We start from the raw sequence: 26,364 nt of genomic DNA on the forward strand, positions 1-26,364 counted from the left end.
GGGCCAAATGAACTGGCCGCCCTTTTTCGGGGCGGCCTCGATCATCGGCGGCTATGCTGCCTCTTTCGCGTCCTCGGTGCGCGCCAGTTGGTGCAGGTATGCTACGGCGCGCTCGGCATAGGCAGCAGCCTGGACAATGGCGCGGGTGTCGTTCTGCAGGACCTTTATCCAACTCGCGATATAGCTGGCATGATCGGGGCGCGGCTCAAGGGCAATGCCAAGGTCTGCGGCAAGGAATGCTGCGCCAAGCTCCGCACATAGTTCTTCGCGGGCGTATCCTTCATCGCCCCATTTCTCGCGGCCAAAGCTGCGATCAAGGCGGCTCTTGTGGCTGGTCCAATGCAAGGTTTCATGGCCTCGGGTCGCGTAGTAGCTCTGGGCGTCATGGAAAGCTGCGAAAGGCGGAAGCTGGATGCGGTCGGCTGACGGCATGTAATAAGCCTTGTCGCCGCCATGGTTCACAGTTGCGGGAATGCTGGCGAAGAATGCCTCGGCGGTCTCGATGCGTTCCGCCTCGGGCGTTGGTTCGGGTATGATAAGGAAGCGCTCGGGAAGTCCGTCGATCTGCGCCACGTTGAAAACGGTGTAGGTTTTCAGAAAGCGGAACGACTGAGCCTTGTCTTCGCCGCTGGTTTCGTCGCGAACGGTCTTGTTGCTGTCGCCGTAATAGACAATCGCTGCGCCGCTTTCACCTTTGCGGACTTGCGCACCCAATGCCTGCGCCTGCCGGTAGGTCATCCACGAGGGACTGACAAAGCCAGACGCCTGCGCTTCGATCCACAATAAAAGGACATTGATCCCGCGATAGGGCTGACCGGTGGCGCGTAGTGGCCGCGCTCTGCCGGTGGTTGCCATGTCGCCGCCACTCCACGGTTTGAGCCACGGGCGGGTGCCTTGTTCCAGTTCGGCCAGAATGCGGTCGGTGATCCGGTTATGGGGGTCTTGCTTGTTCATGGTGTTTGCTCCCTTCCAATCCGCGCAGCGGGTCATGCCGCGCATGACCCCTGCCGACCCGGCGAGGGGCGGAGAGAGTGGGGGCAAGGTCCGGTGCCGGGGGTGGTGCGGGCGCAGCGCAGTGAGCCACGGCCCCAAAGCGGCACCTTGCTGGGAGAGAGAGGCAGCGCCTCTTTCTTCCTCGAAACATGGAAAGGGTGCGCCGCTGGCGGCGCTCTGCTCAAAGGTGAGAGCAGTTTCCTGAACGGGAATATGGCGGATACATTCGCCGAAAATCCCTCAAGTTTTACCGCTCGGTAAAATGAGACTTGCAAATTGCCGCCTTTGGCTGCAATGTCCCGCTCGGTAACATGGACAGCACCTCACTTGGACTCATCGTGCGCCGCGAACGCAAGGCGCAGAAGCTGAAGCAGGCAGAGCTTGCGGCAGTGAGCGGCGTTGGCATTCGCTTCATCGTCGATCTCGAAGCTGGCAAGCCAACGCTTCAGCTTGAAAAGGTGCTGCGCGTCATCACGACCTTGGGCTGCGACATTGCCATAACGCCGCCTACGGGCGGCGCATGAGCAACCGACTGAAAGTCTGGTGGGATGGGCGCGTCACCGGCTGTCTCTACCTTGGCCCCGATGGCGACACGCAATTCGCCTATGACGCGGCATGGCTGGCAGACGCCACGGCACCGGCCTTGTCCTTCTCTCTGCCCAAACAGGCCGAACCGTTCAACCGCCGTGCCTGCCAGCCCTTTTTCGGGGGCATCTTACCAGAGGAAGGCCAGCGGACCGCGATTGCCCGCGCGCTCGGCGTCTCGGCTGACAACGAATTCAGGCTGCTCGAATATCTGGGCGGTGAAGTTGCAGGCGCGCTGACACTTCTGCCGGAAGGCGAAATGCCCGCACCGCCAAGCGCCGCCGCCCCTAAATTGCTCAATGATGACGATCTCGTGCGACTGCTCGACCATCTGCCGCTGCGCCCGATGCTGGCGGGCGAAGACGGGCTGCGGCTTTCACTGGCAGGCGCACAATCCAAGCTGCCGGTGCTGGTGATCGACGGTCAAATCGCCTTGCCAGCGCCGGGACAGCCAACCAGCCACATCCTCAAGCCGCCCATTGCAAGGTTCGCGGGCACCACGGAAAACGAATATTTCTGCATGTCGCTGGCGCGGGCGGTCGGACTGGATGTTGCCCCGGTCGAAATGCGCACCGTTCAAGACCGGTCTTTCCTGCTGATCACGCGCTATGACCGCGCCATCGGTCCAGCGGGCGATTTGATCCGCCTCCATCAGGAGGATTTCGCGCAAGCCCTCGGCGTCCCGTCGCACCGCAAATATGCCAGTGAGGGTGGGCCAAACTTTCCAGACTGCTTTGCCCTACTGCGCCGCGCGGCAACCCGCCCGCCGCGCGACATTCTGCGGCTGCTCGACGCTGCCATCTTCAACCTGATCATTGGCAATGCCGATGCTCACGCCAAGAATTTCAGCCTTCTGCACCAGCAAGGAGCGATCACGCTCGCCCCGCTTTATGATCTGCTTTCAACAGTTATCTACGCCGAACTGTCCCCAAAGTTGGCGATGAAAATCGGCGGGAAGGGTGTACTTAACGACATTGAATCGCGCCATTGGGACCGGTTCGCCACTGATGCTCAGCTTGGTGCGCCGTTTGTACGGGCACGCGTTGGGCAATTGTGCAAGGCAGTCATTGCTGCGATTGATGCTGAGCTTTCAGAGCCATCTTTTTGCACTGCAGAATTCTCAACGGCAAGGTCCATGATCAGCGAACGCGCTTTTCATCTCGAATGCGTGGTTCGATAATGGTTGGAAGAGCGATCCAAACGCCGATATTCGGGATACTAACCAAAGAGGTGCCACGAACAACATCGCACTTGTCAAAGGGCAATTTTGACTCATTGAAAATTAAATGTCGCCGTAAGTTCGGTGTAGATCAGGGATTGTTATGAGCGACGGAAACTCCCTTTCAGGCATCAGAGATAATCGTGCTCGTGGTCCCGCACATAAATTTTTGTCTTCAAAGGCCGTACCCGACAGTAAGTTGTCTATCGTTTCTGCCTATTTCACGAGCTTTGCCTATGACCAAATGGCGAAAACTCTAGATGAAATTGCAGGTCTGCGGTTTTTGTTTGGCGAACCGAGGTTTCTCGATAGCATCGATTCGGATAGCCTCTGCCCTCCGGCATTTTCATTGGACGAAGACGGGCTGACCCTGACACAGGGCATGCGCAAAAGTTCCGCTGCATCGCGTTGTGCAGACTGGATACGCTCTCGGGTGGAAGTCCGATCCGTGAAGCGTGCAGGATTGCTTCACGGCAAATTGTTTCACGTCGACGATGGACGCCGTGAACATGCAATGGTTGGCAGTTCGAACTTCACGCTCAAAGGGTTGGGCTTCACCGACGAACCAAATATCGAACTAAACCTCATCGTTGATAGCGACCGGGATCGCGACGATTTGCGGAAATGGTTTGATGAAATCTGGTCGGATGAATCGCTGACGGAAGACGTGCGCGACGAAGTGTTGGGCCAGCTAGAACGCCTTTATCGGCATAACAGCCCCGAATTTGTCTATTTCAAAACGCTTTACCATCTTTTCGGGAAGTTCCTTTCGGATCAGACGCTTGAGGAAGAGCGGCTCAACGATGCGCGGTTTACCGAAACCGCAATCTGGCAAATGCTATTTGAGTTTCAACGCGATGGTGTGCGGGCGCTGCTTTCGAAACTAGACCGGCATAATGGATGCATCCTCGCAGATAGCGTCGGCCTGGGCAAAACCTATGTCGCGCTTGCCGCAATCAAATGGTTTGAGCTTAGAAACCAGCGTGTTCTGGTTTTGTGTCCGAAAAAACTGCGGGACAATTGGACCGAGTTTCTCGCGCAAAATAATAACGAGACGAACCCGCTTTTGGCGGACAAATTTTCTTACACCGTGCTGTCACATACTGATTTGACGCGAACCGCTGGTAGGGTCGGGGACATCAATTTGGGGACTGTCAATTGGGGGAACTATGACCTCGTCGTCATTGACGAATCTCATAATTTTCGGACAGCATCTCGTGGAAAATCGGCTGACGAAAACGGGCCGGGGCGCACAACACGGTATGAGAAATTACTCGACGAAGTAATCCGCTCGGGCATCAAAACCAAAGTCCTGATGCTCTCGGCAACGCCGGTGAACAACGATCTATCGGATTTGAAAAGCCAGCTCGATTTGATGCTGGCGAGCAAGCCTGACGCCTTTGCCGAACTCGGCGTCAACAATCTTGGTGGGGTAATCGGCGATGCGCGACGCAAGTTCAAGGATTGGATCAAAGCAGGTGGCAAGGATCGCGATGCGCTGATCGGTCGGCTCCCTCCCGCGCTTTTTAACCTGCTTGATGGCGTCACCATTGCCCGTTCCCGCAAGCACGTGGAGAAGCATTATACGGCGGCCATGGACGCCATTGGCCACTTCCCAACCCGCGACCGTCCGGTATCGATTTTCTCACAAATCGATGTTGAGGGCCAGTTTCCGGCATTCGCGCATGTGCATGATCAAATCAGCGACCTGAAGCTAGCTCTCTATAATCCCATCAGTTATGTGAACGACGATAAGCGTCACCTTTATGATCCCGGCGGGAATTTCGATCAGGGCAACCGCGAACGCTTCCTGATCGGTATCATCAAAACCGGCTTGCTCAAGCGGCTAGAAAGTTCGGTAAATTCATTCGCATCGTCAATGGCGAGGCTGTGTGATCGTATCGACGCGCGGCTGCGCGATATTGGCGAATTTCAAGCGGGTAATGTCCATGCCCTTGCTAACACTGAACTTCCTGACGAAACGGATGGGGACGAAGAACTGGAAACAGCGTTCGAAGTGGGTGGTGCGCTGAAATTCAACCTTGCGCACATGAAAATCGATGACTGGGCGAAAGCCTTGCAGGCGGATCGTGCTCGCCTCGATGCGCTACGGGTTTCCGCGCTCGCAGTAACGCCGCCGCGCGATGCCAAACTCGCAGACCTCAAGAAAATCCTGACCGATAAAGCGACAAACCCTACCACCAACCGTTCCGGTGAGGCCAATCGCAAGGTTATCGTGTTCACGGCATTTTCGGACACTGCGGAATATCTCTACGAACAGCTTGTGCCGTTCGCAAAGGAACTTGGCCTGAACGCGGCGCTGGTCACTGGCGGCGGTGCCACCAAGGCGACGTTTGGCAAGGCGCGCTATCAGGACATTCTGATCAACTTTGCGCCGCGCGCCAAGAAGCGCGCCGGGATGAAGGCTTTGAAACAGGATGCGGAAATTGACCTGCTGATCGCAACGGACTGCATTTCCGAAGGGCAAAACCTTCAGGATGCTGATCTGCTCGTCAATTTCGATATTCACTGGAACCCGGTGCGCTTGATCCAGCGGTTCGGGCGGATTGACCGTATCGGCAGCCTCAATGATCGCATCAAAATGGTCAATTTCTGGCCGACGCCCGATCTCAACCACTACATCAACCTCAAGGGCCGGGTAGAAGCTCGCATGGCGCTGGTCGATCTGTCTGCCACTGGTGACGACAACATCCTTGCCGATGCCAAGGAAGCTGCCGAGGCTGATCTACAATGGCGCGACAAGCAATTGCTTCGCCTCAAGGACGAAGTTTTCGATCTGGAAGATGGGCAAGAGGGTGTAACGCTCGCTGAATTCTCGCTGGAGGATTTTCGCGCCGATCTTCTCCAGTTCGCCCGCGAAAACGAGGAAGAACTGCGCACAGCACCTATCGGAATCAGCGCGATTGCACCCGTCGCTATCGCAGGCGGCACGCTCGATCCCGGCGTCATTTTCTGCCTCAAAAGAAACGGCGACATCGCCAAAGGCAGCGAGAAAGCGGTCGGCGGTCTTGATCCCTTCTTTCTTGTCTATGTCCGTGATGACGGCTCGATCCGCCATGGCTTCGCTTCACCCAAGACCATCCTCGATGCGATGCGCGCATTGTGTCTTGGCCGCAGTGAACCGTTTGAGGCATTGTGCCAGGCGTTTGATGCGGAGACGGGCAAAGGCCAGCACATGGAAGCCTATGACAAGCTGGCCATTGCAGCAGTAAACTCGATCCGCGCCAGCTACGCCACGCGCGCACTGGGTGCCTTGGCTGCAGGGCGTGGTGGAAAATTGGCGGATGAAACCGCACAGCCGCGCCACGAAGGGGATTTTGAACTCATCACCTGGCTGATCGTGCGCGGTGAAGGGGAAACGGCATGAGCCATGCGACCGACACGCTGCCGCAGCTCAGGGACGCTGCCATCGCGCTTGCCTCTGGCAATCTCGAAACCACTGTATCGCGGCTGCTCGGTAGCATCGGCTATGCCAGCCCCAAGACGTTGGCGATTGATACCAGCCCTGCCAGGTTCATCGCCGAACTGAACATCGATCCGGCCAAGCTGGCAGAGAGCCTGCCGCGTATCCGTGCGGTGCATTTCCTGTTCCAGCTTACCGGCGATGAACTGCCCGCCCTTTCGCGCAACACCGCCCCGCAAACAGGGGCGACATTCCAGCGCGGCGCGATTGACAGCTTCGTATTCCTTGCCGTCGATCTTGACGATGGCACATGGTCCCGGCGCGAACTCGTCACCATTGTGCGCGAGTTCAATCGCGGCTTTGCCATGCCAGCGATCATCCTGTTCCGCCATGCGGGTAAAGCGACATTGGCGGTGATCGACCGGCGCGCGAACCGGCGTGATCCCTCGCGCGATGTCGTGGGTGGGCGGATTTCGCTGGTCAAGGATATTGATCTGGCCAAGCCGCACCGCGCCCATGTGGAAATTCTGGCTGATCTCTCGCTGGCTGCCATCGCTCGCAAAAAGGCCCCGGCTGATTTCCGCGATCTCTATGATCGCTGGATCGAAACGCTTTCGGCGGCGGAACTCAACAAGCGGTTCTATGCCGAGCTGGCGGACTGGTTCGCCTGGGCCAGCACCAAGAAAGAACTGGTCACCTTTCCCAAGGGCCAGCCTGCCGATGATGGCGGCAAGGAAGTTGGCCTGATCCGGCTGCTCACGCGGCTGATGTTCGTGTGGTTCATCAAGGAAAAGGGGCTGGTCCCGCTTGATCTGTTCAGTGCCGACACCCTTGGCAAGCTGCTCAAGGCCCCGCCGCAATCCACGCCGGCGGGCCATGATTTTTATCTGGCCGTGCTGCAAAACCTGTTCTTTGCCACGCTGAACACTGAAATGGATCAGCGGCGCTGGCGCAAGGAGGAGGATGGCCAATCGAAGGATTACCTCGGCCACCACGTCTTCCGGCACGAGGCCAAGTTTGCGGACAAGGACGCGGCGGAAGCGCTGTTCAATCAGGTGCCGTTCCTTAATGGCGGCCTGTTCGAATGCCTTGATACCGAAATCACCAGTCCTGAGGATGAACGCAAGGCCCGCGCGGAAAAGGAACGCCAGCGCCTGATCCTGCGCGTCGATGGCTTCTCCGATCAGCCCGACAAGCAGCCCAAACTGCAAAACCGGATTTTCTACGGCGGCGAGGATGCCGTCGATCTCTCGAGATATTACGAAAAGGCCGTGCGCCCGCGCAACGTCTCAGGCCTGATCGACCTGTTCGAACGCTACAAGTTCACCATCGAGGAAAACACCCCGCTGGAAGAGGAAGCCGCGCTCGATCCCGAACTGCTCGGCAAGGTGTTTGAAAACCTGCTCGCCTCCTACAACGAGGATACCAAGACCACCGCGCGCAACAAATCGGGCAGCTTTTATACGCCGCGCGAAGTGGTGGAATTCATGGTGGATGAGGCGCTGCTGGCCTATCTCATGCCCAAAATCGCGCCCGCGCCCGAACAAGGCGGCATCCGGCCTGCCGAACCCGGTCTTGATTTCGGGGCCGCTCCGGGTGAGCTGGGGCTGGAAGCGACCGGGAACAAGCCCCAGCCCAACACGTCCCCGAAAGGGGAGGCGCTTGTGGAACCCCGCCTGCGCGCTTTGCTCGATTTTGCCAGCCGCACGCATGATTTCACCCCCGCCCAGGTCGATGCGCTGATCGCGGCGATTGAAAGCTGCAAGGCGATTGATCCGGCGGTCGGGTCTGGTGCGTTCCCGCTTGGGCTGCTGCAAAAGCTGGTTCATGCGCTGGCCGTGCTTGATCCCGGTGGTGACAAGTGGAAGGCCCGCAACCGCGCCTATTACGAAAACAATCTCTCCCGCGCCGAAGCCGTGCTTGCGCCCAACGAGCGTGAGGCAGCCATGGCCACCGCGCAGGCAGAGCTCGACAAGTTCGATGCCGCGTTTGGCAGCGGGCATTATCCCGATTACACGCGCAAGCTCTATCTGATCGAACGCTGCCTTCACGGTGTGGATATTCAGCCCATCGCGGTGCAGATCGCCAAGCTGCGCTGCTTCATCAGCCTGGCGGTGGAGCAGAAGGCCGATGATGCCCGCCCCAATCGCGGCATCACCCCGCTGCCCAATCTGGAAACCAAGCTGGTTGCCGCCAACACGCTGACCCCGCTGCACCGCAAGGGGCAGATGGAGCTGCAAGACAAGCAAATCGACGTTACCCTCGGTAAGCTACGCGGGGAGTTCGCCTCTCTGTTCACAGCCGCCAATGGCGCTGCCAAGCGTAAAATCCAAAAAGGGATCGACGACCTTATCGAGCAGCTTGTGCAACTGCTTAAGGATGATCGCGCGCTTTCTAGTGACGAGGTGAAGCTCGTCGCCCAGTGGCGGCCATTCGACCAAAACAACTTCGCACCATTTTTTGACCCAGTGTTGATGTTCGGCTTCAAACGGTCCGCAAATGACACTTATTTCGACATCGCGCTCGCAAATCCGCCGTATGTCCGTGCTGGAAAAATCGACCCAAAACTGAAATTAGCGCTGAAAAGTAACTACCCGAAATTCTTCTCCGGCTCATCTGACCTGCTCACCTATTTTTTTAAAGTGGTAAAAGACCTTTTGGTCAGTGGCGGTGTCATGTCGTTCATTACCTCGAACAATTATATGCGCGCCGGATATGGAGGGCCAAGCCGGGAACTGCTCAGCAAGCACCTCCAGCCTGTTGTCATTGTTGATTTCGGAGAAATGCCGGTTTTCAAGGCGGCGGTGGACAGCACGGTTTACATTGGCGTAAATGCTGAAGGGCGGGATGAGCCATTCCGCGCGCTCACGATTAAGAGCGTCGATGACATTGCTAAGGTCGGCCAAATGGTGCGCGACGTTGAGCCTAGCATCAAACCTAGCGAACTTGACGCAAATGGCTGGAGCTTCGCGTCAACGGAATATCGAAAAATTGCAGATTCTATGGAATCAATGCCGACAAAGCTGAAACACGTTGTCGGTGACCGTTTCTATCTGGGCATCAAAACTGGTTTCGTGAAGGCGTTTCTCATCAATGATGTTGAACGAGAAAAACTCATCGACGGTCATGATTCTGCAGCCGGTTTAATTCGGCCTTGGATTGACGGTGGCGAAATAGAGCGATGGGGCCACAGATATTCTGGGAAGCACGTAATTGCTATTGCTTCAGGAGCTAATGTTCGCGGCGGCTGGCCATGGTCTGGCAAAAAGGAATCAGCAGCAGAAGCTATTTTCAAGGAAGCATACCCCACACTGCACCAGCACTTATCAAAATGGCGCGAAGAATTGAAAGCTAGAGGCGATAAGGGGGAATATTGGTGGGAGTTGCGTTCATGCGCGTACTGGTCTGAATTTGATAAAGAGAAAATTGCTTATAACGAGACATCAACTGAATTGCATGCCTTCGTTGACACGGAAAAATACTGCCTTAACAATACGGCATTCATTTTTATACCTGAGGAGCCGTGGGCAATTTTGGCGGTATTGATGTCGAAGCCGATGGATTTTTATTACCGGATGCGGTTTTCGAGTTACGGCGATCCTTTTAATGGTGGCCGTCCTCGTTTTCTCAGAGACAGGATGCTCACCGTGCCTGTCCCGGATATGTCGCCAGATGAAAAGGCAACATTGGCGTTGATGGGCATTGTAATCACACGCAGTCGCGAAGCGGGAAAACTCGCCGTTTGCAACCGCCTAGAATCCCTCCTCAACGCCTTCGTCTATGAACTCTTCTTCCCCGAAGAGCTGGCCGCGCGCGGGCTTTCGCCCTTTGCGGCGGCGCGTGAGGCTGGGCTGGACAAACTCGCCGGGCTGGAAGGCGAAGCGCTCGCCGCCGCCGCCGACGCATGGTCAGCCCAGCTCGCCGATCCCGCTACGCGGCTCTATGCCACGCTGTTCGATCTCCAGAGCATAGATGCGATCCGCATCATCGAAGGGCGCGGCTGATGGCGGGCTGGCGGTGGCGCTGGCCCCTGGTCCGCGAACCCGCCGCTGCCTCTGCCGCCCCCATTCCCGAACCGGAAGCCGCGCCGCCGCCCGAAGCCGGTCCTCCCGTGGCGGATCAATTGAGCGCCTTGTTCTATGCTTCGCTGGAAACGCAAAAGCCCGATGATCTGATCGAATTCATGGAATTCTGCGCGCGCTTCCGCCGTCATTCGGTGTTCAACGCGCGCCTGATCCAGATCCAGCGCCGGGGGGCCACCGCCGTCGCCTCGGCCAAGGAATGGCGCACGGCGGGGCGGCACGTTTTGGCCGATGCCCGGCCCATCATCATCCTGATGCCCTTTGCGCCGGTGGTCCATGTCTATGACATCGAAGACACCGGCCCGCCGATCAACCGGGAGGCCATGAACGATCCTTTCGCGGTAACCGGCGCGGTGCATCCTGCCAATATTGCCGCTGCGCTGGACCGGCTATCCGACGCTTGCCTCAAATCCACGCAGTTTCGCGTGCATATCGAACGGGACCGGATGGGCTTCAATCTGGCCGGAACCGCCGCCTATCAGGGGCAACTGGATTTGCCCGTGCCCCAGCCCAGGCCGGGCGAGGAACACGGCTTTGTCGTTTCCAGCGAATTGCCGCGCATCTCCCAAAAGACCAAGAAGAAGGAGCGCTGGATTCCGGTCTGGCGCGTCAAGGTCAATGACCGGATGACCCCGGCCCAGCAACTGGCCACCATCGCCCACGAACTCGGCCACATCTTTTGCGGCCACACTGGCGAATGCGGCGGTCATCACGATCACAGCGGTTGGCCCAACCGGCGCGGGCTGGAAGAACACATCTGCGAAATGGAAGCCGAAGCCGTGGCATGGCTGGTTGCGCGGCGGGCAGGGCTGGAAACGAAGTCTGCCGAATACCTCAAGCGCCATGTCGCCAAGGGCGGCACGGCGCAGGTGGACGTGAGCTTGGTGGAAAGGGCCGCAAGCCGGATCGAGAGCATGGCAGGATTGCGGTATGGGGGAGCGGGGCGGTGAGTGGTGTGAGTATTGAACGAATCCAGATTTCCGATTTCCGCGCCTTTCCGGCGCTGGCTCCGGCGGACATAGTGCTGGATGGCTGCAACATGCTGGCCTACGGCGAAAACGGTTCAGGCAAATCGTCAATCTACCGAGCGTTGCGCGGCCTGTTTTCATCCTCCGCGCAAGACATCATGCCGCTGCACAATGTCTTTACTGATCCCCCTCAACCCAGCGTGCGCGTGACCCTGACTGATAAGACCGAGTACCATTGGTCGGCGGCGGGACATCCCACGGCAGACATACAAGATGTCGCCCGGAAATCGGCGTTCCTTAGCCACACGCGGCTCATCGAGATGAACACGGGCGCAACGCCCAATGACAAACCCGAACTGTTCCATGTTGCTGTGGCGCACTTGATCGCCGACTTTGAAGCGACGGTGACCGGTGGGGCGAAAAGGAATGTGGGCGAACTCTGGCAGGCCGTCACCAATGCCTTCTCACGTACCGAGCAATATGCCGGTGGTTCAGGTCAGCGACGGCCCAAGAATTTTGTTGCCGTCCTTCAAACGGCATTGGACGAATTCAATGATGGCATGGGTCAGGCGATCACGGCGCTTGAAGGGCAGGCAAAGCCGCTTCTCCGGCGGCTGGTTGATGTTTTGACGCAAGATGCGCTCGAACTTGTCGGCTTCACGTTTTATGGAGTCAACTACGACGCGGAGCGTAAGACGCTCCGGAATGTCACGCTCACTGCCAATGTGAATTTCCGCGATCATACGCCGCCAGCACATCAGAGCTTCCTGAACGAAGGACGGCAATCCGCGCTTGCCATTGCGATCTACCTTGCCGGTCGGATGGCCTGCGTTCCAACGACCGATGATGCGTTGCGATTGCTGGTGTTCGATGACCTGCTCATCAGTCTTGATCATTCGCACCGCCGTCCGGTGCTAGAAGTGATCGCCACTGAGTTTAAGGACTGGCAGATTATTCTGCTCACGCATGATCGCTTCTGGTTCGAAATGGCGCGGGAGCAGTTACTCGGGAAGCCTTGGAAGTGCGTCGAGATTTACGAGAGTGTCGATGGCGACGGATTGCTGCGTCCATCGGTTTGGAATTCGAGCGAAAACCTCGTTGACGAAACTCTGAAGCAAGCAAAGAGGTTCCTGGACGAAAACCCTCCTCAGCCCGCTGCGGCCGCAAACTACGCACGCACCGCGTGCGAATTGGCGCTGCGGCGCTATTGCCGGAATCACAACATCCTGTTTGCCTATGCGGATGATCCGCAAAAGATAAAGCTCGACGATCTTCTGAAAAAAGCTGCCGCTCATGCAGCGCCGGACGCTGGTCGCAAGGCGGCGATTGGCGGGCTAAACCAGCACAAAAAGCTGATCCTCAATCCCTTGTCACACAATCCGACACAGCCAATTGTCAAAGCAGACGTGCAGGCCGCTATCACTGCCGTCAAAGCCCTTGTGACGGCCTGTTCGACCAAGAAGAAATCCGTGACTGCTGTTTTCAGCTCGTCCCGGTTTCCGCTTCGCCAGCGATAGACGCGGACATTGCTGCCCGCGAGAATGACTTGAGGTCGATCAGGCCGCTGCCTGTGGTTCAATCGGCTTACCCCTGAACGGCATGACCTCGATCTCATCTGCGCGTTTGCGGGTCTGCGCGATGTCGTAGCTGTTCTGCATCCGCATGAGGGTGTCCATTGACACGCCGAAGGCCTTTTCGAGCCGCAGTGCCATTTCGGGCGACAGGTGCGCGCGCTCGTTGAGTAAGGTCGATAGCGTGGCGCGCGTTACGCCCAGCACGTCTGCCGCCGCCGTGACCGAAAGGCCAAGCGGTTCGATGATGTCATACTTGATGAAGCTGCCGGGATGGGCCGGGTTCCTCAAGCGGATGCCTGCAATCGCACTCATGCCCACCTCCTAGTGGTAATCTTCATAGTCGAGGTCGATGATTTCGATCTCGTCACGGTCGATCCGAAACGTCATCCGCCAATTCTTGGTGACGAACAGGCTCCCAATCTCCCAAACATTCTGGCCCTTGCGGTCGCCGGTCAGCATATGAGCCTTCCAACTTGGCACGGTGCGCAATTCGTCCTCTCGTTCCATATCTTGGAGGAAGGATACGATACGCCGGACCTTGGCGACAACGGCGGGTTGAAGGCCGCTTTCATCGTCAACTTCGATGAATCGCCGCAATCCCTTGTGGACCACGTTTCTGATCTTCATGGACGTTCCTACTCCGACAATTCGTACGGTGTCAAGTGACGCCATACGGTCTGCGGTGACCCGACATGCCGGATTAACCTAACCCGGCCTCCATAACCTTCCTCGCTGTTGGCGTTTGCATAGCCGCCTGCGGTATGGCTGTTTGCACCAGTCCGGCCCGTTCGCTGATGGCGGACACCAGCTTTGACCTGTCATTGGTGAAGATCGCAACCGTCTCCTTGGCGCGGGATATGCCGACGTAGAATGACTTCTGGTCGATCAGGTTGGTCGCCTTGCTATCGGCATGGATCATGACATGATCGGCGGTGCGGCCTTGGGCGGCAAAGGCGGTTTCGACATAGGCATGGGCTATGTGCTGGTCGCGGGCAGCATCAAGGTTCAAGGTCTGGGTCTGGCCGCGCGGGTTGCGAACCTCCGCCGTGCGGGCCTGCACATCAATCGCGGTCACTTCGCCGCGCGCACCGTTGATCCGCCCTGCCTCGCGGTCGTTGCGGGTGAACCGGATGCTGTCGCCGGTTTTGAGTTCGAGCGATTGCTGCGCGAATGTCTGGCTGCTTCCCGCGCCCCATTGCCGCAAGCGCCAATCCACCTCGCGCCCGTCATCTGATTTGAGGGTGATGGCGGCTTTCGCCGGGTCAATGCTCTCGACGCGATAGGCTTCGCCGCGTGCAACGCCCTTGTCGGCATAGTCGCGGGTGAACCGAACAACATCGCCCTTGTCGTAACTCATCGGGTCGCGAGCCTCGGCTCGGGTCAGCCCCTTGTTGGCAAGGCTTTGCATGGTGACGACGGGGCCGGTCAACGCGCCGGATTTGGCAAGCGCAGCCCGAATGTCAGCGGTCAGCGTGTCACGCCCTTCGCGCGATGGCTCAATGACAAGGGTTCTGGCACGGCTGGCCTTGTCCAGCTTGGCATATTGCTCGGCGATGGCAGCAAAGCGTGTCGAGCGGTCGGCATTCTCGATGATCTTGCCGCCGCCCCGGTCCAGCGCAGCAAGGGCCTTTCGAGCGTCCCCTTCGATGGATGCCAGCACGGCGTCCTTGGTTGCCATGTTGGTCTGCCGCACGATCTCGCCCAGCTTTGCAGTTTCCATGCCTGCGCCTTGCAGCTGCGCAAAGGCAGCGCCTGCCTCGACCGATCCAAGCTGCTTCACGTCGCCCACAAGAATGACGCGGGCGTTCTGCTTTTCCGCCAGGTCGAAGAGTCTGGCCGTATCGCGCGCCGATAACAGCGACGCCTCGTCTACAATCCATGCAGCGGGTTGGCCCTGACTTGGGCGCTCTGGGGATAACAGATGCCGTGCAACGGTGTCGCTGCGCGCGCCAAGCGCCTCGCCTAAGACCATTGCCGCCGATGCGGTCGGAGCGAGTGCGACGACTGGGATGCCCTGCGCCTCGACCTCTCTAGCAAAAGTTGCCAGAACGGTGGTGGTCTTGGCCGTGCCAGCATAGCCTTGCAACGCGGTGATGCGGTTGCGACTGGTCAAGAGCTGCTGCGTGGCGGTGCGCTGGTCGGTATTCCAGCCAAGGCCGCTCCGCTCGGCCTGCGCCGATGCACTGGCTACAGCCTTGGCTGCGGCCAACGGCGATGCGATGGCCGATAGAGCGCCGCGCCCTTCCGCCTCGATCCGCAATAATTTGGCCTCGGTCTCGACATTGGCGCGGGTGGTGAACCCGGCAAATTCCGCGCCGCGCCGGTCGATGTGGGTGCGGTCGATCAGTTCGCCCTGCTTTGTCGCCGCTGCAATGGCCTCCCCGATCTGGGCATAGCTGACTTTGCCAAGCCATACGCGCCCGGCCTCCTCGTGCAAGGCGGCAACGGAAAATACCGATTGCCGTTCGCCCAGCTTGTCGGCGGCATGGGCAACGGCACGGCTCGCGGCGCTGTCACCTTGCAATTCTATCGTGGTGCGATGGTCGCCCCTGCCTGCAATCGCCTCGGCCGCTTTGACCATTGCCAGCCTTGCTTCCGGCCCGAACCCGGCTGCACTGGCGGTATCGAGCCAGTCCGCGACAAGCGCCGCCGGATCGGCGGCAACTTTGGCTTGCCGGGTGTCGAGCGCGGCAACCTGCTTTTCGGCGGCGGTCGCATCATCCCGGGACGTGCCGCGTTCCCCAAGTGCAGCCTCGATCTCGGCGCTGCGGGTGCTGAATGCTGCCATGACCTCAGGGGAAACACCCTTGATCTCGAACATGGAACCTTTGCCCACCACGATCTCATAGCCCAGTTCTCGGACCTTCAAGGCCAGCTCCTGCCGGTAGATCGCACCAATCTGCTTTTGCAGTTGGTAGATCGCGCGCGGTTCAAGGCTGCGCCAAGTGCCGTCCTCGCCCTTGGTGGCATTGAGAATGACATTGTGGGTGTGAAGCTGCGGGTCTTGGGCGCGGCTCGTGCCGTGCTGAAAGCTGGCGACTACGAGATTGCCGGTAGCCTCACGGTTCACCGCGCCGCCGTCTCGGATGCGGGTTGCGGCCATGTGCTGCTCGACATGGGCAAGCGCAGCTTTCACCGCTGCGCCATGTGCCGCGACCAATCGCCGGTCGCCCGCAACTTCGGCCATGATCGACACAGACTTGGGCGCGCTAAAAGTCACGTCCCAACCGGGACGATGCTCCAATTTGCTGTCGCGGGTCGTGCCCAACTGCTGATCGGCAACCTTGCCGTCCAGCAAGTCGCGAAACTTGTCCCGGTCCACATCGCCTGACAGACCCAGCGCTTCTGCGCCTTTGCCCTGCCATTCTGATGGGGACTCGCCGCCGTTGGCATAATACTCGCCAGCGGATTCATAGTAGCTGGCGGCCTGACCCGAACTGGTCAGCGCGGACACAGATGCGACCATCAGACTGGCCCCTTGCTGCCGCTAGGCTTTGTCGGTGGTGAAGCTGTTGGCGTGGTGGTCGATGGCGGTTGCCAATGGGTGGCCCCAATATCGCCGGACACAAATCCCAGCTGACGGGCTGGGCCATGGCGTGCGATATGATCAGCGGTGAGGCTGATCCGGGCCACCGGCAAGCCATCGGGCAGCAGCAGATAACCCTCGAACTTGGGCAGCCGCAGTTCGCTTTCGAGAACGGCGGGCCGCATTTTGCGTATCTTGCCAAGCGTGGTGCGGGGCTTGTCATCGTCGTCGGCCAGCGCGTCGGTCATAGTCTGGATTTCGACCTCGCATTCGCCAATGGTCTGGCTGGCCCAGACACGGGTTTCGCTGTCGATGGTTTGCAGGAACAGCTTGGTGTTGCAGCAACCGAGCATGGCTCCGGCGATCTTCGGGCCGTAGCGGTGCTGCATCTGGCCCAGCGCCTGAAACGTCAGAATCACCGCCGCGCCAAACTTGCGGCCTTCGGGGAGCAATCGCGCCAGATTATCGACGCGCGGCAAGTCAGCCAGCTCGTCGAGCACAAACCAGATGCGCCGGTCGGCTGATGGGGGAAGGCCCAGCACTGCGCTGGCCGCGCACTCCAGCCAACAGGCGAGCAAAGGCTTGGATGCTTCGAAATAATCCTCCTTACGGGGCACGAATATCCAAGGCTTTGCGCCCTTCCGCTTGTCCAGCCCGTGGATGAAATCCCGGAAAGCGAAGGGCGTGCCTCCGCTGCCATCAACCCGCAAAAACTGGACAAGGTCAGCGGCCTTGGCGAGCATGAACAGCACGCTGGCCGTGGCCCGGTCGGCGTCGTCGGCAAAGGTGCGCGCCGAAGAACTGCCCGCCAGCCATGTTTTCAGGTCGTCCTTGGTCCGGTCCTGCAAGGCGTGGAGCAAAGCGGGCAAGGTGGCGTTGCCTTCGCGCCAGAGCGCCCTGATCATGTTGGCGACCAAAATGCGGCTGGTGTCCAGCCACGCGTCGCTGTCATCTTGCCCGGTCTCGGTGATAAGCTGGCGGGCGATGCGGTCGGCGTCGGCGGGGTGGGCAATCTCGGCAAAGGGCGACCAATATGCGCACCGGGCGTCGAACGGGTTCAAGATCACGTCGCCGCGCTCGGGCCGGTAGTAATGTGCAACGAACTCGCCGCTCGTGTCGTAGACCAAGGCAGCTTCGCCGCGCGCTTCGATGCCGTCGAGCATTTGGCGCAAGGCGGTGGTCTTGCCGCTGCCGGTCGTGCCGATCATAGCCATGTGCCGGGTTTCCAGCCTGCGGGGTAGGGGGACCGTGCCGATGGTGAGCGCTCGGGGGTCGGCTTCAGTATAGGTCAGCTTTGCCAGCGCCGCCTCGGTCGTCACCAAAGTTCCGGCAATCACCCGGTCTTGCAAAGCGCGGTCGCGTCGCTGGGCGATGGCTCCGCGCAACAGCAACAGCCACGCCAGCCATCCGGCAAAGCCCAGCGAACTGCCGAATATCCCGTAGGCCCATACGCTATGCGCAGCGCTGCCGTAATAGGGGTGCGCGGCAACTGCGCGGGCTGGAACGGCGTAGGCTTGTCCGTCCAGGCTGATCGTCAAAGCCGGATCGACAACCGTTCCTTGGGCAAACCACAACTTTGCCTTGGCGACAGCGAATGTTCCCGCTGTCTGCATCGTCTGCTGGTCCAAAAGCACATAAGGTGTTGCGACTGCGCCCATTGCGATGGACGCCAACATGATATTGGCCTGCCGCCGGAAGCGCGCGGCCTGATTGTTTCGGTTGTGGCGGCGTAGGGCATCAGCATGGGCGCGCCGGTCGTGAGACTGGTTCATTCCCGGCCCTCCTGCGCGCGCCGCCGCTGGCGGTCATAGGCTGCGTTGATCTCGGCGGTGACGGCCTCATCAGACGTTCGCGCACCCAACGCCGCATGGCGCGCATAACAATAAGCTGCGCAGGCGGTGAACAGTGCGCGGTCAAGCATCCGCTCGACATCGACCATGCGGGTGCTGACCGATGCCAGTTCGGCGAGCATTTCCTGATTGCTGGTGTCGCGTGTTGGAGGGTTTATCTGCGCAGCAATTCCGGCTTTCACACTGCGCTGAAGCATCGCGTAAACGCTGATCTTTTGCCTCTCGGCCAGCGTCCGAAGCGCTTTGTCCACTGCAATGGGCAGGCGGACAGAATGATGGACGGGTCTCATGCCGCCACCTCCCTGAGGGTGCGCAGCGCACCCTCGAAAAACGCAGCAAGCGCGCGGTTCTGGAGATTGGCCGTTGCCGCGCACCCTCGGCGCGCCCTCGAAAACTGGCGGAATTGCGCCATGCACCCGTGCGTGAGGTGTGTATCTGAATTGCTGGCTCGATGCGTAGCATCGCAGCCCCTCAACCTTGCCTTTGAGATTGTCAGGTCAGCCATGGTCCGGCCCTTTCCGGCAAGTGTCGCAGGGGGCGTCGGTCAGTTCGCCGGGACAGCAATCTTGGCTATCATCGGTGGCGGTAGTGCCTGATGCGGAAATCTGCTCGCCAGATGTCCGAACGGCGATCAACGCTTTGGCTTTCCGGTCGGCGCTGCGCCGGTCGAAATGCTCTGGGACGGGCGGCAAGGCGGTTAGATCATGATCGCGCACCCATGCCCGAATGACGTCTTCTATCGCCTGCTGCATCTTCTCGCGCAGCGCCTGAGCCTCGAACGGATCGAGATGGGCGGTAACGCCGGGTGACAGGATCAAACCGCCAAGTGGGAGCCAGTCACGGCCTGCGATCTGCCACGGCCCGTCAATCCGGCAACGAGAGGTGTCGCCCTGATAAGAAGCAATGGGCGGTCGTTCGGCTTCATGCCACGGGATTAGCGCGGTGCGGTATGTGTCACCGTCCTCGCCCTCAGCGAGCAACTTGTTGATGATCGGTATCGCATAGCAGGCGGTGCGATATTCGGCGGTGAAGCGCAGATTGACCTTGCGGCCAGTCCAGATGAAATCGGCAAGCCGGTCCATGGCGCGCTGGAAAATGGACATGGGGCATCCTTTCGTGGAATCACGATTGCGGGTGTTTTTGATGGTGAGGAAAACGCAGGCGCGGGGTGACCCAACCGATAACAGGGCCGTGATCACCGAACGCTTGCGGCTCAGATGTCGGCTCGGGTCTGCGATAATCGCATGATGGATTCGGTGGTCAGCAGGGTCCGCCTGCCAATCTTGATCGCGTCAAGCCTGCCCGATTTGAGCAGCGAGTAAACCGACGACCGCCCGATGCCGAGAGCCTTGGCGGTGTCGTTGATAGAGATTGCCAGTAGTTCCATGTGCGTCTCCTTGAATGCCGACTCGCGGCGAGAGACATGTCAGGTTGCACAGGGTTGCCGGTGGGTCGTCCAGCAATGGGAAGGCCGCAGAAATCTGCCATTGATCGCCAAGACAGAAATGTCAGGTGCCGCTCAGAAATGACAGAGCGGGTCCGAAAAACGAAACTACCCGTCAGCCTTGCCTGATGGCCTGCGATTTTTTCAGTTGAGCGATAATTTTTTCGGCAATGGGGGCCAATTGATCCCCGCGCGGCACGTCACCAGACTCGTCGGCGTTGGCTTCGAACCAGAAAGAGAGCCGTTCCTTGATGGCGCGCATCGCTGCCACCCGGTCGCTCAGGTCTATCGTCTGTAAACTAGGATCGCCGAACAGGGCGATAATCGCATCCTCGTAGCGGTATTTGCTATTCCTGCCCGGCCCCCCTTTGCGCTTCGGCTTCGCCATGGCGAGCATCTTGTCAACGTCGTCGCGGTGAAGGAAAATGTCGCCGGGAAGGGAGTGACCTGTGCGAAAGCGCATGACAAATGCGCGATCTGCGCTGTGCTCGGAAAACAGGAAGTATCGCAGCTTGCCGAAAAACTGCCGCCGGTCGAGGAACACTCGCCGATTGCCAAAGCGGGATATGTAAAAGGCGCGCGGGCCTGATGCCTTTTGGAGAATACCCAGAAATCCCTCAAAGTGCGGGTCCGGCGCGTGCGGTAGCGGCAGAGGCACATCCGGGGTCTTAAAGCCATATTGGTAGAGCTGCCGACAGACATGTGGAGCCGCTGTGGCGGCAAATGCCGCCAGGGTAAGAGCAGAAAACAGGTTTGCGGATTGGGTTGTCGGTGAGAGCAAAAGGCCCGCCAGTGAGATGGTGAGCAGGAACCCCGAAACCATACTGACGGCGTATGCCATGTTGTAGTACCGTGACGCGACGGGCTGCGCCTTTCCGATGACGACCGCGTTTGCTTTCAAGCCCTCGTCCAAGTCCTCAGCAGTGAATTGCGCCAAGGCTCGCCAGAGCGGTACGTTTTCGGAATCTTCCCCGTCAGCGAAGACCTTCCATCCTGCACCGGGGTTGCTTGTCATCTGCTTCCGCCCTTTCGCAGCTCGTCCAGATAGTCGCTCCACCACTGGGCCATTAGGACGCGTTCGCCCCAATAAGCTGACTGATTATAGATGCGCCGAACACTTCCTGCCACCATGTGCGCAAGGGCGCGCTCAATGGCATCGGGATTCCATTTGCCCGATTCGTTTAAGAGGGATGATGCGGAGGTGCGGAAGCCGTGGGCGGTCATCTGCTCTTTGGAAAAACCCATGCGCCGCAAAGCGGCATTCATTGTATTATCACTGATCGGTCTTGCTCTGGTGCGGATCGAAGGGAAGACCAAGCGGCCTGAACCGGACAGGGATTTCATGTCCGTCAAGATCGCAAGGGCTTGCCGGGACAATGGCACCGAATGCGGCTGGCGCATTTTCATCTTTGCTATCGGTATGGTCCAGACAGCTTTTTCAAAGTTGACCTCGGCCCATTCCATTTGGCGCAATTCGCCCGGACGCTGGAAGACATGGGGCGCAAGTTTGAGCGCATGCATGACAGCGGGATCGCCTTGGTAGTCATCGATTGCCCGCAACAGTCCGCCAAATTGCTCCGGGTCGGTGATCGCGGGAAAATGCTTGACCCTTGGAATTGTCAATGCCCCGATCAGCAATTGGGCCGGATCACGGTCCGCTCGCGCCGTCGCAACAGCATAACGAAACACCCGGCTGGCGAAGGCTCGTAGCAGGCTTGCCGTGTCCAAACGACCCCTGCGCTCGTGCTTCCGCAACTCGTGCAAAAGTTCCTGCGGTGTGATGTCGGAAACCGGGCGGTTCGCAAAATCGGTGCCGAGCAATTTCACGAACCAGCGCATTTTTTTCAGCGTAGGCTCTGCCAGCCCCTCACGGGTCTTCTTGTCGATCAGCTCTTCAGCCACGATAGCAAAGGTGCAGCTTGCTCGAATGCTCGCCTCGATCCGTGCCTGCCGCTTGGCGTAATTGGGATCCACATCATGGGCCAATTGCTTGCGGGCTGCGTCTCGACCGGCGCGCGCTTCTGCCAGAGTGATCTCGGGGTATGAGCCTAAGGCAAGTTTCCGTTCAACGCCGTGTATGCTGTATTTAACGCGCCACAGCTTGCTGCCTGTGGGATTGACCAAGAGATACAAGCCTTGCCCGTCTGTGACCTTGTAGGGCTTTGCCTTGGGCTTGGAATTTCGGATCGCGGTGTCGGTCAGCGCCATAAGGGGCCTCGGCTCATTGGGGATTTTTTCAAAGGCCCCAGAAAAAGGCCCCCAACACCTGCAATTATAGGCATTCAGAGGCACCCGCTGACAACCAGCGGATGCCTTATAACTACCGGAAATTAGTGGTTTTATCAACTGTCAGCGAGCATCGCCAAACAGGATTCTGGAGGCCCGAGCCGGAATCGAACCGGCGTGCACGGATTTGCAGTCCGCTACGTCACCACTCCGCCATCGGGCCTCGATGCGCATCAGCGTGGAGCGGCGCGGTTAGCCGAGCGCCGGGCTGGCCGCAACGGGATTCTTCAGGTTGGCCCCGCAAGCGCCATCAGGGATCGCCGAATTCGCCCGCGCGCTTTTCCATACCGGCCTTCACCGCCTCGATCTGGCCGGGCGAATACATAAGTTCGTGCTGCGCCACGCTTTCGGCCATGAGGATCTCGTCCTCGTCCATATAGGCGGTGCGATTGGTGAGCAGCTTGGCGCCGCGCACGGCATGCGGGCTCTTGCCCGCAATCTCGCGCGCCAGCGCCATCGCGCGGCCTAGCGGATCGGCATCGACATGGGTGGCAAAACCGAAGGCAGTGGCCTCGGTACCGTTGAACTCGCGGTGGGTGTAAGTCAGTTCGCGCAGCACATCATCGCGCACGTTGCCGCGCCACAGCACATAGCCCGCCATATCCGGCACAAGGCCCCACTTCACTTCCATCACCGCCATGCGCGCATCGGGGTGGGCGATGCGGATGTCTGCCCCGCTCGCAACCTGCAGACCGCCGCCAAAGCACACGCCGTGGACCGCCGCGATCACCGGCATCGGCAGCTTGCGCCACACCATCGCGGCCTGCTGCGCGCGGTTGGCATTGCCGTGGGTGCGGTCGGTCAGGTTGCCGCCCCCACTGCCATTGGCGCCCCAGCGATCGGTGTTGCCCATGCTCGAAAGATCGAGCCCGGCGCAGAACGAGCGCCCTGCGCCGGAGAGGACCACGCTGCGCACGCCCTTGGTGTGGTGCAGGTGCGAACCCGCCGCCACAATCGCCTCGAACATCGCATCGTCGAGCGCGTTCATCTTGTCCGCCCGGTCGAGCAGGACATGAGCAACGTGGTCTTCGATGGTAACGCTGACGCGGTCGTGGAAGTTCATGGCCCTCTCCGGCTGATGTCTGGTTTGCTCGTGCTCGCTATTCAGGCAGCGCTGGCGTTGACGCCCATGCTGGAAAGATAGCGGCGGATGTTGCGCGCGGCTTGACGCAGGCGCTGCTCGTTCTCGACCATCGCGATGCGGACATAGCCCTCGCCGTCCTCTCCATAGCCGACGCCGGGCGCAACCGCGACTTCGGCATGGGTGAGGAGCTGCTTGGAAAACTCGAGGCTGCCCATCTCGCGCAGAGCTGGCGGCAGCGGCGCCCAGGCGAACATCGAGGCGCGCGGAGACGGGATTTCCCACCCGGCACGGCCGAACGCCTCGACCATCACGTCGCGGCGCTTTTGATAGAGCAGGCGGTTCTGCTCGACGATGTCCTGCGGGCCGTTGAGCGCGGCGCAGGTTGCGGCCTGGATCGGCGTGAACGCACCGTAATCGAGGTACGATTTCACGCGGGTCAGCGCCGCGATGAGCTGCTTGTTGCCCACCGCAAAGCCCACGCGCCAGCCGGCCATCGAGAACGTCTTCGACATCGAGGTGAACTCGACCGCGACATCCTTCGCCCCCGGCACTTCGAGGATCGAGCGCGTCGGCTGGCCGTCGAAATAGAGCTCGGAATAGGCGAGGTCCGACAGCACCCAGACCTTGTTTTCCTTCGCCCACGCCACGAGTCGCTCGTAGAACGCAAGGTCCACCGTCTCGGCCGTCGGGTTTGAGGGGTAGTTCACGATGATCACCGAAGGGCGCGGCACGCTGTAGCGCATCGCGCGGTCGAGCGATTCCCAGTAGCGTTCATCGGGCGTGGTCGGCACCGAACGGATCGTTGCCCCCGCGATGATGAAGCCGAAGGTGTGGATCGGATAGCTGGGATTGGGCGCGAGCACCACGTCGCCCGGCGCGGTGATCGCGGTAGCGAGGCTGGCGAGCCCTTCCTTCGAACCCATGGTCATCACGACCTCGGTTTCAGGGTCCAGCTCCACATTGAAGCGGCGTGCATAATAGTTGGCCTGCGCCTTGCGCACGCCGGGGATGCCCTTGGACGCCGAATAGCCGTGCGCATCGGGCTTCATCGCCACTTCGCACAGCTTTTCGATGACGTGCGCGGGCGGCGGAAGATCGGGATTGCCCATGCCGAGATCGATGATGTCTGCCCCGCGCGCGCGCGCGGCGGCCCGCATCGCGTTCACTTCGGCGATGACATAGGGCGGCAGGCGCTTCATGCGGTAGAATTCTTCGGTCACGGTGGTTTCTCGCACTCCTGTGGCGCAGCAAAAGTACCGCGCCATCAGGCCCCTTACGACAATCGTCACAGCATGGAAACCGGAAGGGATCACAAGCGCCGCAATCGGCGCTATAGGATGGTGGCGAGTGCAACTGGCCAAGCGAAACAGGGATCCCATCACCATGACCGAGCCCGCAACGCCGACCGAGACGCCGGAACTGCCAATCGACAGCACCGTCATCGAGGATCTCATGCGCCAGCAGGGAGAGGCGATGCAGGCGATGTTCGCGCCGTTCCTGCCGACCGCGTCCACCCCGCCGCCGGGGCCTGCGGACATGCAGCACTGGGCGATGTCTGCGGCCAAGCTTCAGAAGATGTGGCTCGATTTCGGCGCGGAGCAAGTGGGTCAGGTCGAGCCGGTGGCCGCGCGCATTGCCGATCCCGCGCGCTGGACCAGCCTGTTCAGCACCTGGTATTCCGCGATGCCGCTGGCGCAGGCCGAAACGCAGGCCAAGTTGTGGGAAGACGGGCTGGAGCTTTGGACCACCGTGCTCGGCCGCTATGGCATCGGCTCCGCTGCATCCGAAGCGAAGGACGCGCCGCTCCCCCGCAAGGACCGGCGCTTTGCCGATCCGCGCTGGCACGATCAGCCATGGTTCGCGCTTCTGCACCAGACCTACCTGCTGCTCGCCGAACGGCTGACGGCCATGGCCGAGGACGTGGAAGGCCTGACGCCCGAACGCCAGCATCAAGTGCAGTTCTTCACCAAGATGGTGGTCGATGCACTCAGCCCGGCGAACTTCCCGATGACCAACCCGGTGGTGATCGAGCGCACGCTGGAAACGCGCGGCGAAAACCTCGTCAAGGGTGTCGAGCATCTGCTGGCGGACGTGCGCAAGGGCCAGCTCACCCACACCGACCCCGAGGCGTTCGAGCTGGGGCGCAACATCGCGATCACCCCCGGCAAGGTGGTGCACGAAACCCCGCTCTACCAGCTGATCCAGTACAGCCCGACCACCGAGAACGTGCTGGCCGTACCGCTGCTGATCTTCCCGCCGTGGATCAACCGGTTCTACATTCTCGATCTCAACCCGAAGAAGAGCTTCATCCGCTGGGCGGTGGAGCAGGGCCTCACTGTGTTCGTCGTCTCGTGGAAATCGGCCGATGCCTCGATGGCCGACATCCTGTGGGACGACTACGTTCGCGCGCAAGTGGAGGCGATCGACGTCGTGCGGGAGCGCCTCGGCGTGCCGCAGGTCCACACCATCGGCTATTGCGTGGCAGGCACCACCTTGGCCGCGACGCTGGCGCTGCTGGCGCGGCGCGGCGAGGCGGACAAAGTGCGCTCGGCCACGTTCTTCACCGCGCAAGTCGATTTCGAGAAGGCGGGCGATCTCAAGAGCTTCATCGACGACAGCCAGATCAAGATGCTCGAGAGCATGGTGACCGACGGCTATCTTGATGGGCGCTACATGGCCGCCACGTTCAACCTGCTGCGCGGCACCGACCTCATCTGGAACTATGTCGTCAGCAATTACCTTTTGGGCGAGGACTATCCGGCTTTCGACCTGCTGCACTGGAACGGCGATACCACCAACCTGCCGGCCAAGTGGCACAAGGCCTATCTCGAAGACCTCTACCGCGACAACCGGCTGGTCATGCCCGATTCGCTGGAGATCGACGGCACGCCGATCGACCTCAGGCTGATCGCCACGCCCTGCTACATTCAGGCCGGGCGTGAGGACCATATCGCGCCGGCGGAGAGCGTGTGGAAACTGACGCGGCTGCTGTCAGGCCCGTGGCGGTTCCTGCTGGCCGGATCGGGCCATATCGCCGGGGTGGTCAACCCGCCGGAGGCCGGCAAGTACCAGTATTGGCTGAACGATGGCACGCCCACGACTCTGGCCGAATTCGTGGAAGGCGCGCGCGAAACCAAGGGCAGCTGGTGGCCGGACTGGATCGCATGGATTCGCGCTGAAGACGCTGCCACGGTGCCCGCCAAGGGCAAGCGCGCGCCCGGCGGCCGGGGTGATGCGGTCATCGAGGATGCGCCCGGGCGTTATGTGAAGACGCGCTGAGCCGCGCCGCCAGCGCACATTGGCCCGTCATGGTGAGTGCCGTTTCGGGC

At 60.0% G+C, this 26,364-nt stretch carries 19 protein-coding genes and 1 tRNA gene; 7 read left to right on the forward strand and 13 right to left on the reverse strand.

Annotated elements, in window-relative coordinates; all coding sequences use genetic code 11:
* Positions 1–51: 51 nt before the first annotated feature.
* Positions 52–954: a zincin-like metallopeptidase domain-containing protein gene (locus CFE35_RS17555; RefSeq protein ID WP_292932549.1), complete on the reverse strand. Its 903-nt coding sequence runs from the start codon at positions 952–954 to the stop codon at positions 52–54.
* Positions 955–1,304: 350 nt separating this feature from the next.
* Between CFE35_RS17555 and CFE35_RS17560 the strand changes: the two genes are divergently transcribed.
* The 6 genes from CFE35_RS17560 (at position 1,305) to CFE35_RS17585 (ending at position 12,788) form a co-directional block, all read left to right on the forward strand.
* On the forward strand, positions 1,305–1,517 hold the full coding sequence (locus CFE35_RS17560) for a type II toxin-antitoxin system Y4mF family antitoxin (protein WP_292932551.1): 213 nt from the start codon (positions 1,305–1,307) through the stop codon (positions 1,515–1,517).
* On the forward strand, positions 1,514–2,758 hold the full coding sequence (locus CFE35_RS17565) for a type II toxin-antitoxin system HipA family toxin (protein WP_292932553.1): 1,245 nt from the start codon (positions 1,514–1,516) through the stop codon (positions 2,756–2,758). Before CFE35_RS17560 ends, CFE35_RS17565 begins: the two co-directional genes overlap by 4 nt.
* Before the next feature lie 142 nt (positions 2,759–2,900).
* Positions 2,901–6,185 (forward strand): helicase-related protein, encoded by a 3,285-nt coding sequence (locus CFE35_RS17570; RefSeq protein WP_292932555.1) that lies wholly within the window; start codon positions 2,901–2,903, stop codon positions 6,183–6,185.
* Complete coding sequence (locus CFE35_RS17575) at positions 6,182–10,225, forward strand: TaqI-like C-terminal specificity domain-containing protein (protein WP_292932557.1); 4,044 nt, start codon at positions 6,182–6,184, stop codon at positions 10,223–10,225. Before CFE35_RS17570 ends, CFE35_RS17575 begins: the two co-directional genes overlap by 4 nt.
* A complete protein-coding gene (locus CFE35_RS17580; RefSeq protein WP_292932559.1) occupies positions 10,225–11,253 on the forward strand; it encodes an ImmA/IrrE family metallo-endopeptidase in 1,029 nt (342 codons plus the stop codon). Before CFE35_RS17575 ends, CFE35_RS17580 begins: the two co-directional genes overlap by 1 nt.
* Positions 11,250–12,788, forward strand: coding sequence for a hypothetical protein (locus tag CFE35_RS17585; RefSeq protein ID WP_292932561.1), 1,539 nt, complete (start codon positions 11,250–11,252; stop codon positions 12,786–12,788). The genes CFE35_RS17580 and CFE35_RS17585 overlap by 4 nt, the downstream gene beginning before the upstream one ends.
* A 39-nt stretch (positions 12,789–12,827) precedes the next feature.
* Here CFE35_RS17585 and CFE35_RS17590 read toward each other — a convergent pair whose 3' ends face one another.
* The 12 genes from CFE35_RS17590 to CFE35_RS17645 form a co-directional block, all read right to left on the reverse strand.
* Positions 12,828–13,157, reverse strand: a complete 330-nt coding sequence (locus CFE35_RS17590) for a HigA family addiction module antitoxin (RefSeq protein WP_292932563.1) — start codon at positions 13,155–13,157, stop codon at positions 12,828–12,830.
* A 9-nt stretch (positions 13,158–13,166) separates the two neighbouring features.
* Positions 13,167–13,472, reverse strand: coding sequence for a type II toxin-antitoxin system RelE/ParE family toxin (locus tag CFE35_RS17595; RefSeq protein ID WP_292932565.1), 306 nt, complete (start codon positions 13,470–13,472; stop codon positions 13,167–13,169).
* A gap of 73 nt (positions 13,473–13,545) precedes the next feature.
* A complete protein-coding gene (gene mobF / locus CFE35_RS17600) occupies positions 13,546–16,311 on the reverse strand; it encodes a MobF family relaxase (protein WP_292932567.1) in 2,766 nt (921 codons plus the stop codon).
* On the reverse strand, positions 16,311–18,143 hold the full coding sequence (locus CFE35_RS17605; RefSeq protein ID WP_366557156.1) for a type IV secretion system DNA-binding domain-containing protein: 1,833 nt from the start codon (positions 18,141–18,143) through the stop codon (positions 16,311–16,313). The genes mobF and CFE35_RS17605 overlap by 1 nt, the downstream gene beginning before the upstream one ends.
* A complete protein-coding gene (locus tag CFE35_RS17610) occupies positions 18,140–18,511 on the reverse strand; it encodes a hypothetical protein (protein WP_102156544.1) in 372 nt (123 codons plus the stop codon). Before CFE35_RS17610 ends, CFE35_RS17605 begins: the two co-directional genes overlap by 4 nt.
* A gap of 207 nt (positions 18,512–18,718) precedes the next feature.
* Positions 18,719–19,420, reverse strand: a complete 702-nt coding sequence (locus CFE35_RS17615; RefSeq protein WP_292932573.1) for a hypothetical protein — start codon at positions 19,418–19,420, stop codon at positions 18,719–18,721.
* Positions 19,421–19,434: 14 nt separating this feature from the next.
* The gene (locus CFE35_RS17620) at positions 19,435–19,608 is read right to left on the reverse strand and encodes a helix-turn-helix domain-containing protein (RefSeq protein ID WP_292932574.1); all 174 of its coding nucleotides are present in this window, start codon (positions 19,606–19,608) and stop codon (positions 19,435–19,437) included.
* 172 nt (positions 19,609–19,780) lie between these two features.
* The gene (locus CFE35_RS17625; RefSeq protein WP_292932575.1) at positions 19,781–20,680 is read right to left on the reverse strand and encodes a hypothetical protein; all 900 of its coding nucleotides are present in this window, start codon (positions 20,678–20,680) and stop codon (positions 19,781–19,783) included.
* Positions 20,677–21,873: an integrase arm-type DNA-binding domain-containing protein gene (locus CFE35_RS17630; RefSeq protein ID WP_292932576.1), complete on the reverse strand. Its 1,197-nt coding sequence runs from the start codon at positions 21,871–21,873 to the stop codon at positions 20,677–20,679. Before CFE35_RS17630 ends, CFE35_RS17625 begins: the two co-directional genes overlap by 4 nt.
* A 167-nt stretch (positions 21,874–22,040) precedes the next feature.
* Positions 22,041–22,114: transfer RNA gene (locus tag CFE35_RS17635), tRNA-Cys, on the reverse strand.
* An 87-nt stretch (positions 22,115–22,201) separates the two neighbouring features.
* The gene (locus tag CFE35_RS17640) at positions 22,202–23,014 is read right to left on the reverse strand and encodes a crotonase/enoyl-CoA hydratase family protein (RefSeq protein WP_292932578.1); all 813 of its coding nucleotides are present in this window, start codon (positions 23,012–23,014) and stop codon (positions 22,202–22,204) included.
* A gap of 41 nt (positions 23,015–23,055) precedes the next feature.
* Positions 23,056–24,255: an LL-diaminopimelate aminotransferase gene (locus tag CFE35_RS17645; RefSeq protein WP_292932580.1), complete on the reverse strand. Its 1,200-nt coding sequence runs from the start codon at positions 24,253–24,255 to the stop codon at positions 23,056–23,058.
* A gap of 163 nt (positions 24,256–24,418) precedes the next feature.
* Here CFE35_RS17645 and phaC point away from each other — a divergent pair, with 163 nt between their 5' ends.
* Positions 24,419–26,314, forward strand: coding sequence for a class I poly(R)-hydroxyalkanoic acid synthase (gene phaC, locus CFE35_RS17650; RefSeq protein ID WP_292932581.1), 1,896 nt, complete (start codon positions 24,419–24,421; stop codon positions 26,312–26,314).
* Positions 26,315–26,364 lie beyond the last annotated feature (50 nt).

Source organism: Novosphingobium sp. PASSN1 (genome assembly GCF_002278815.1).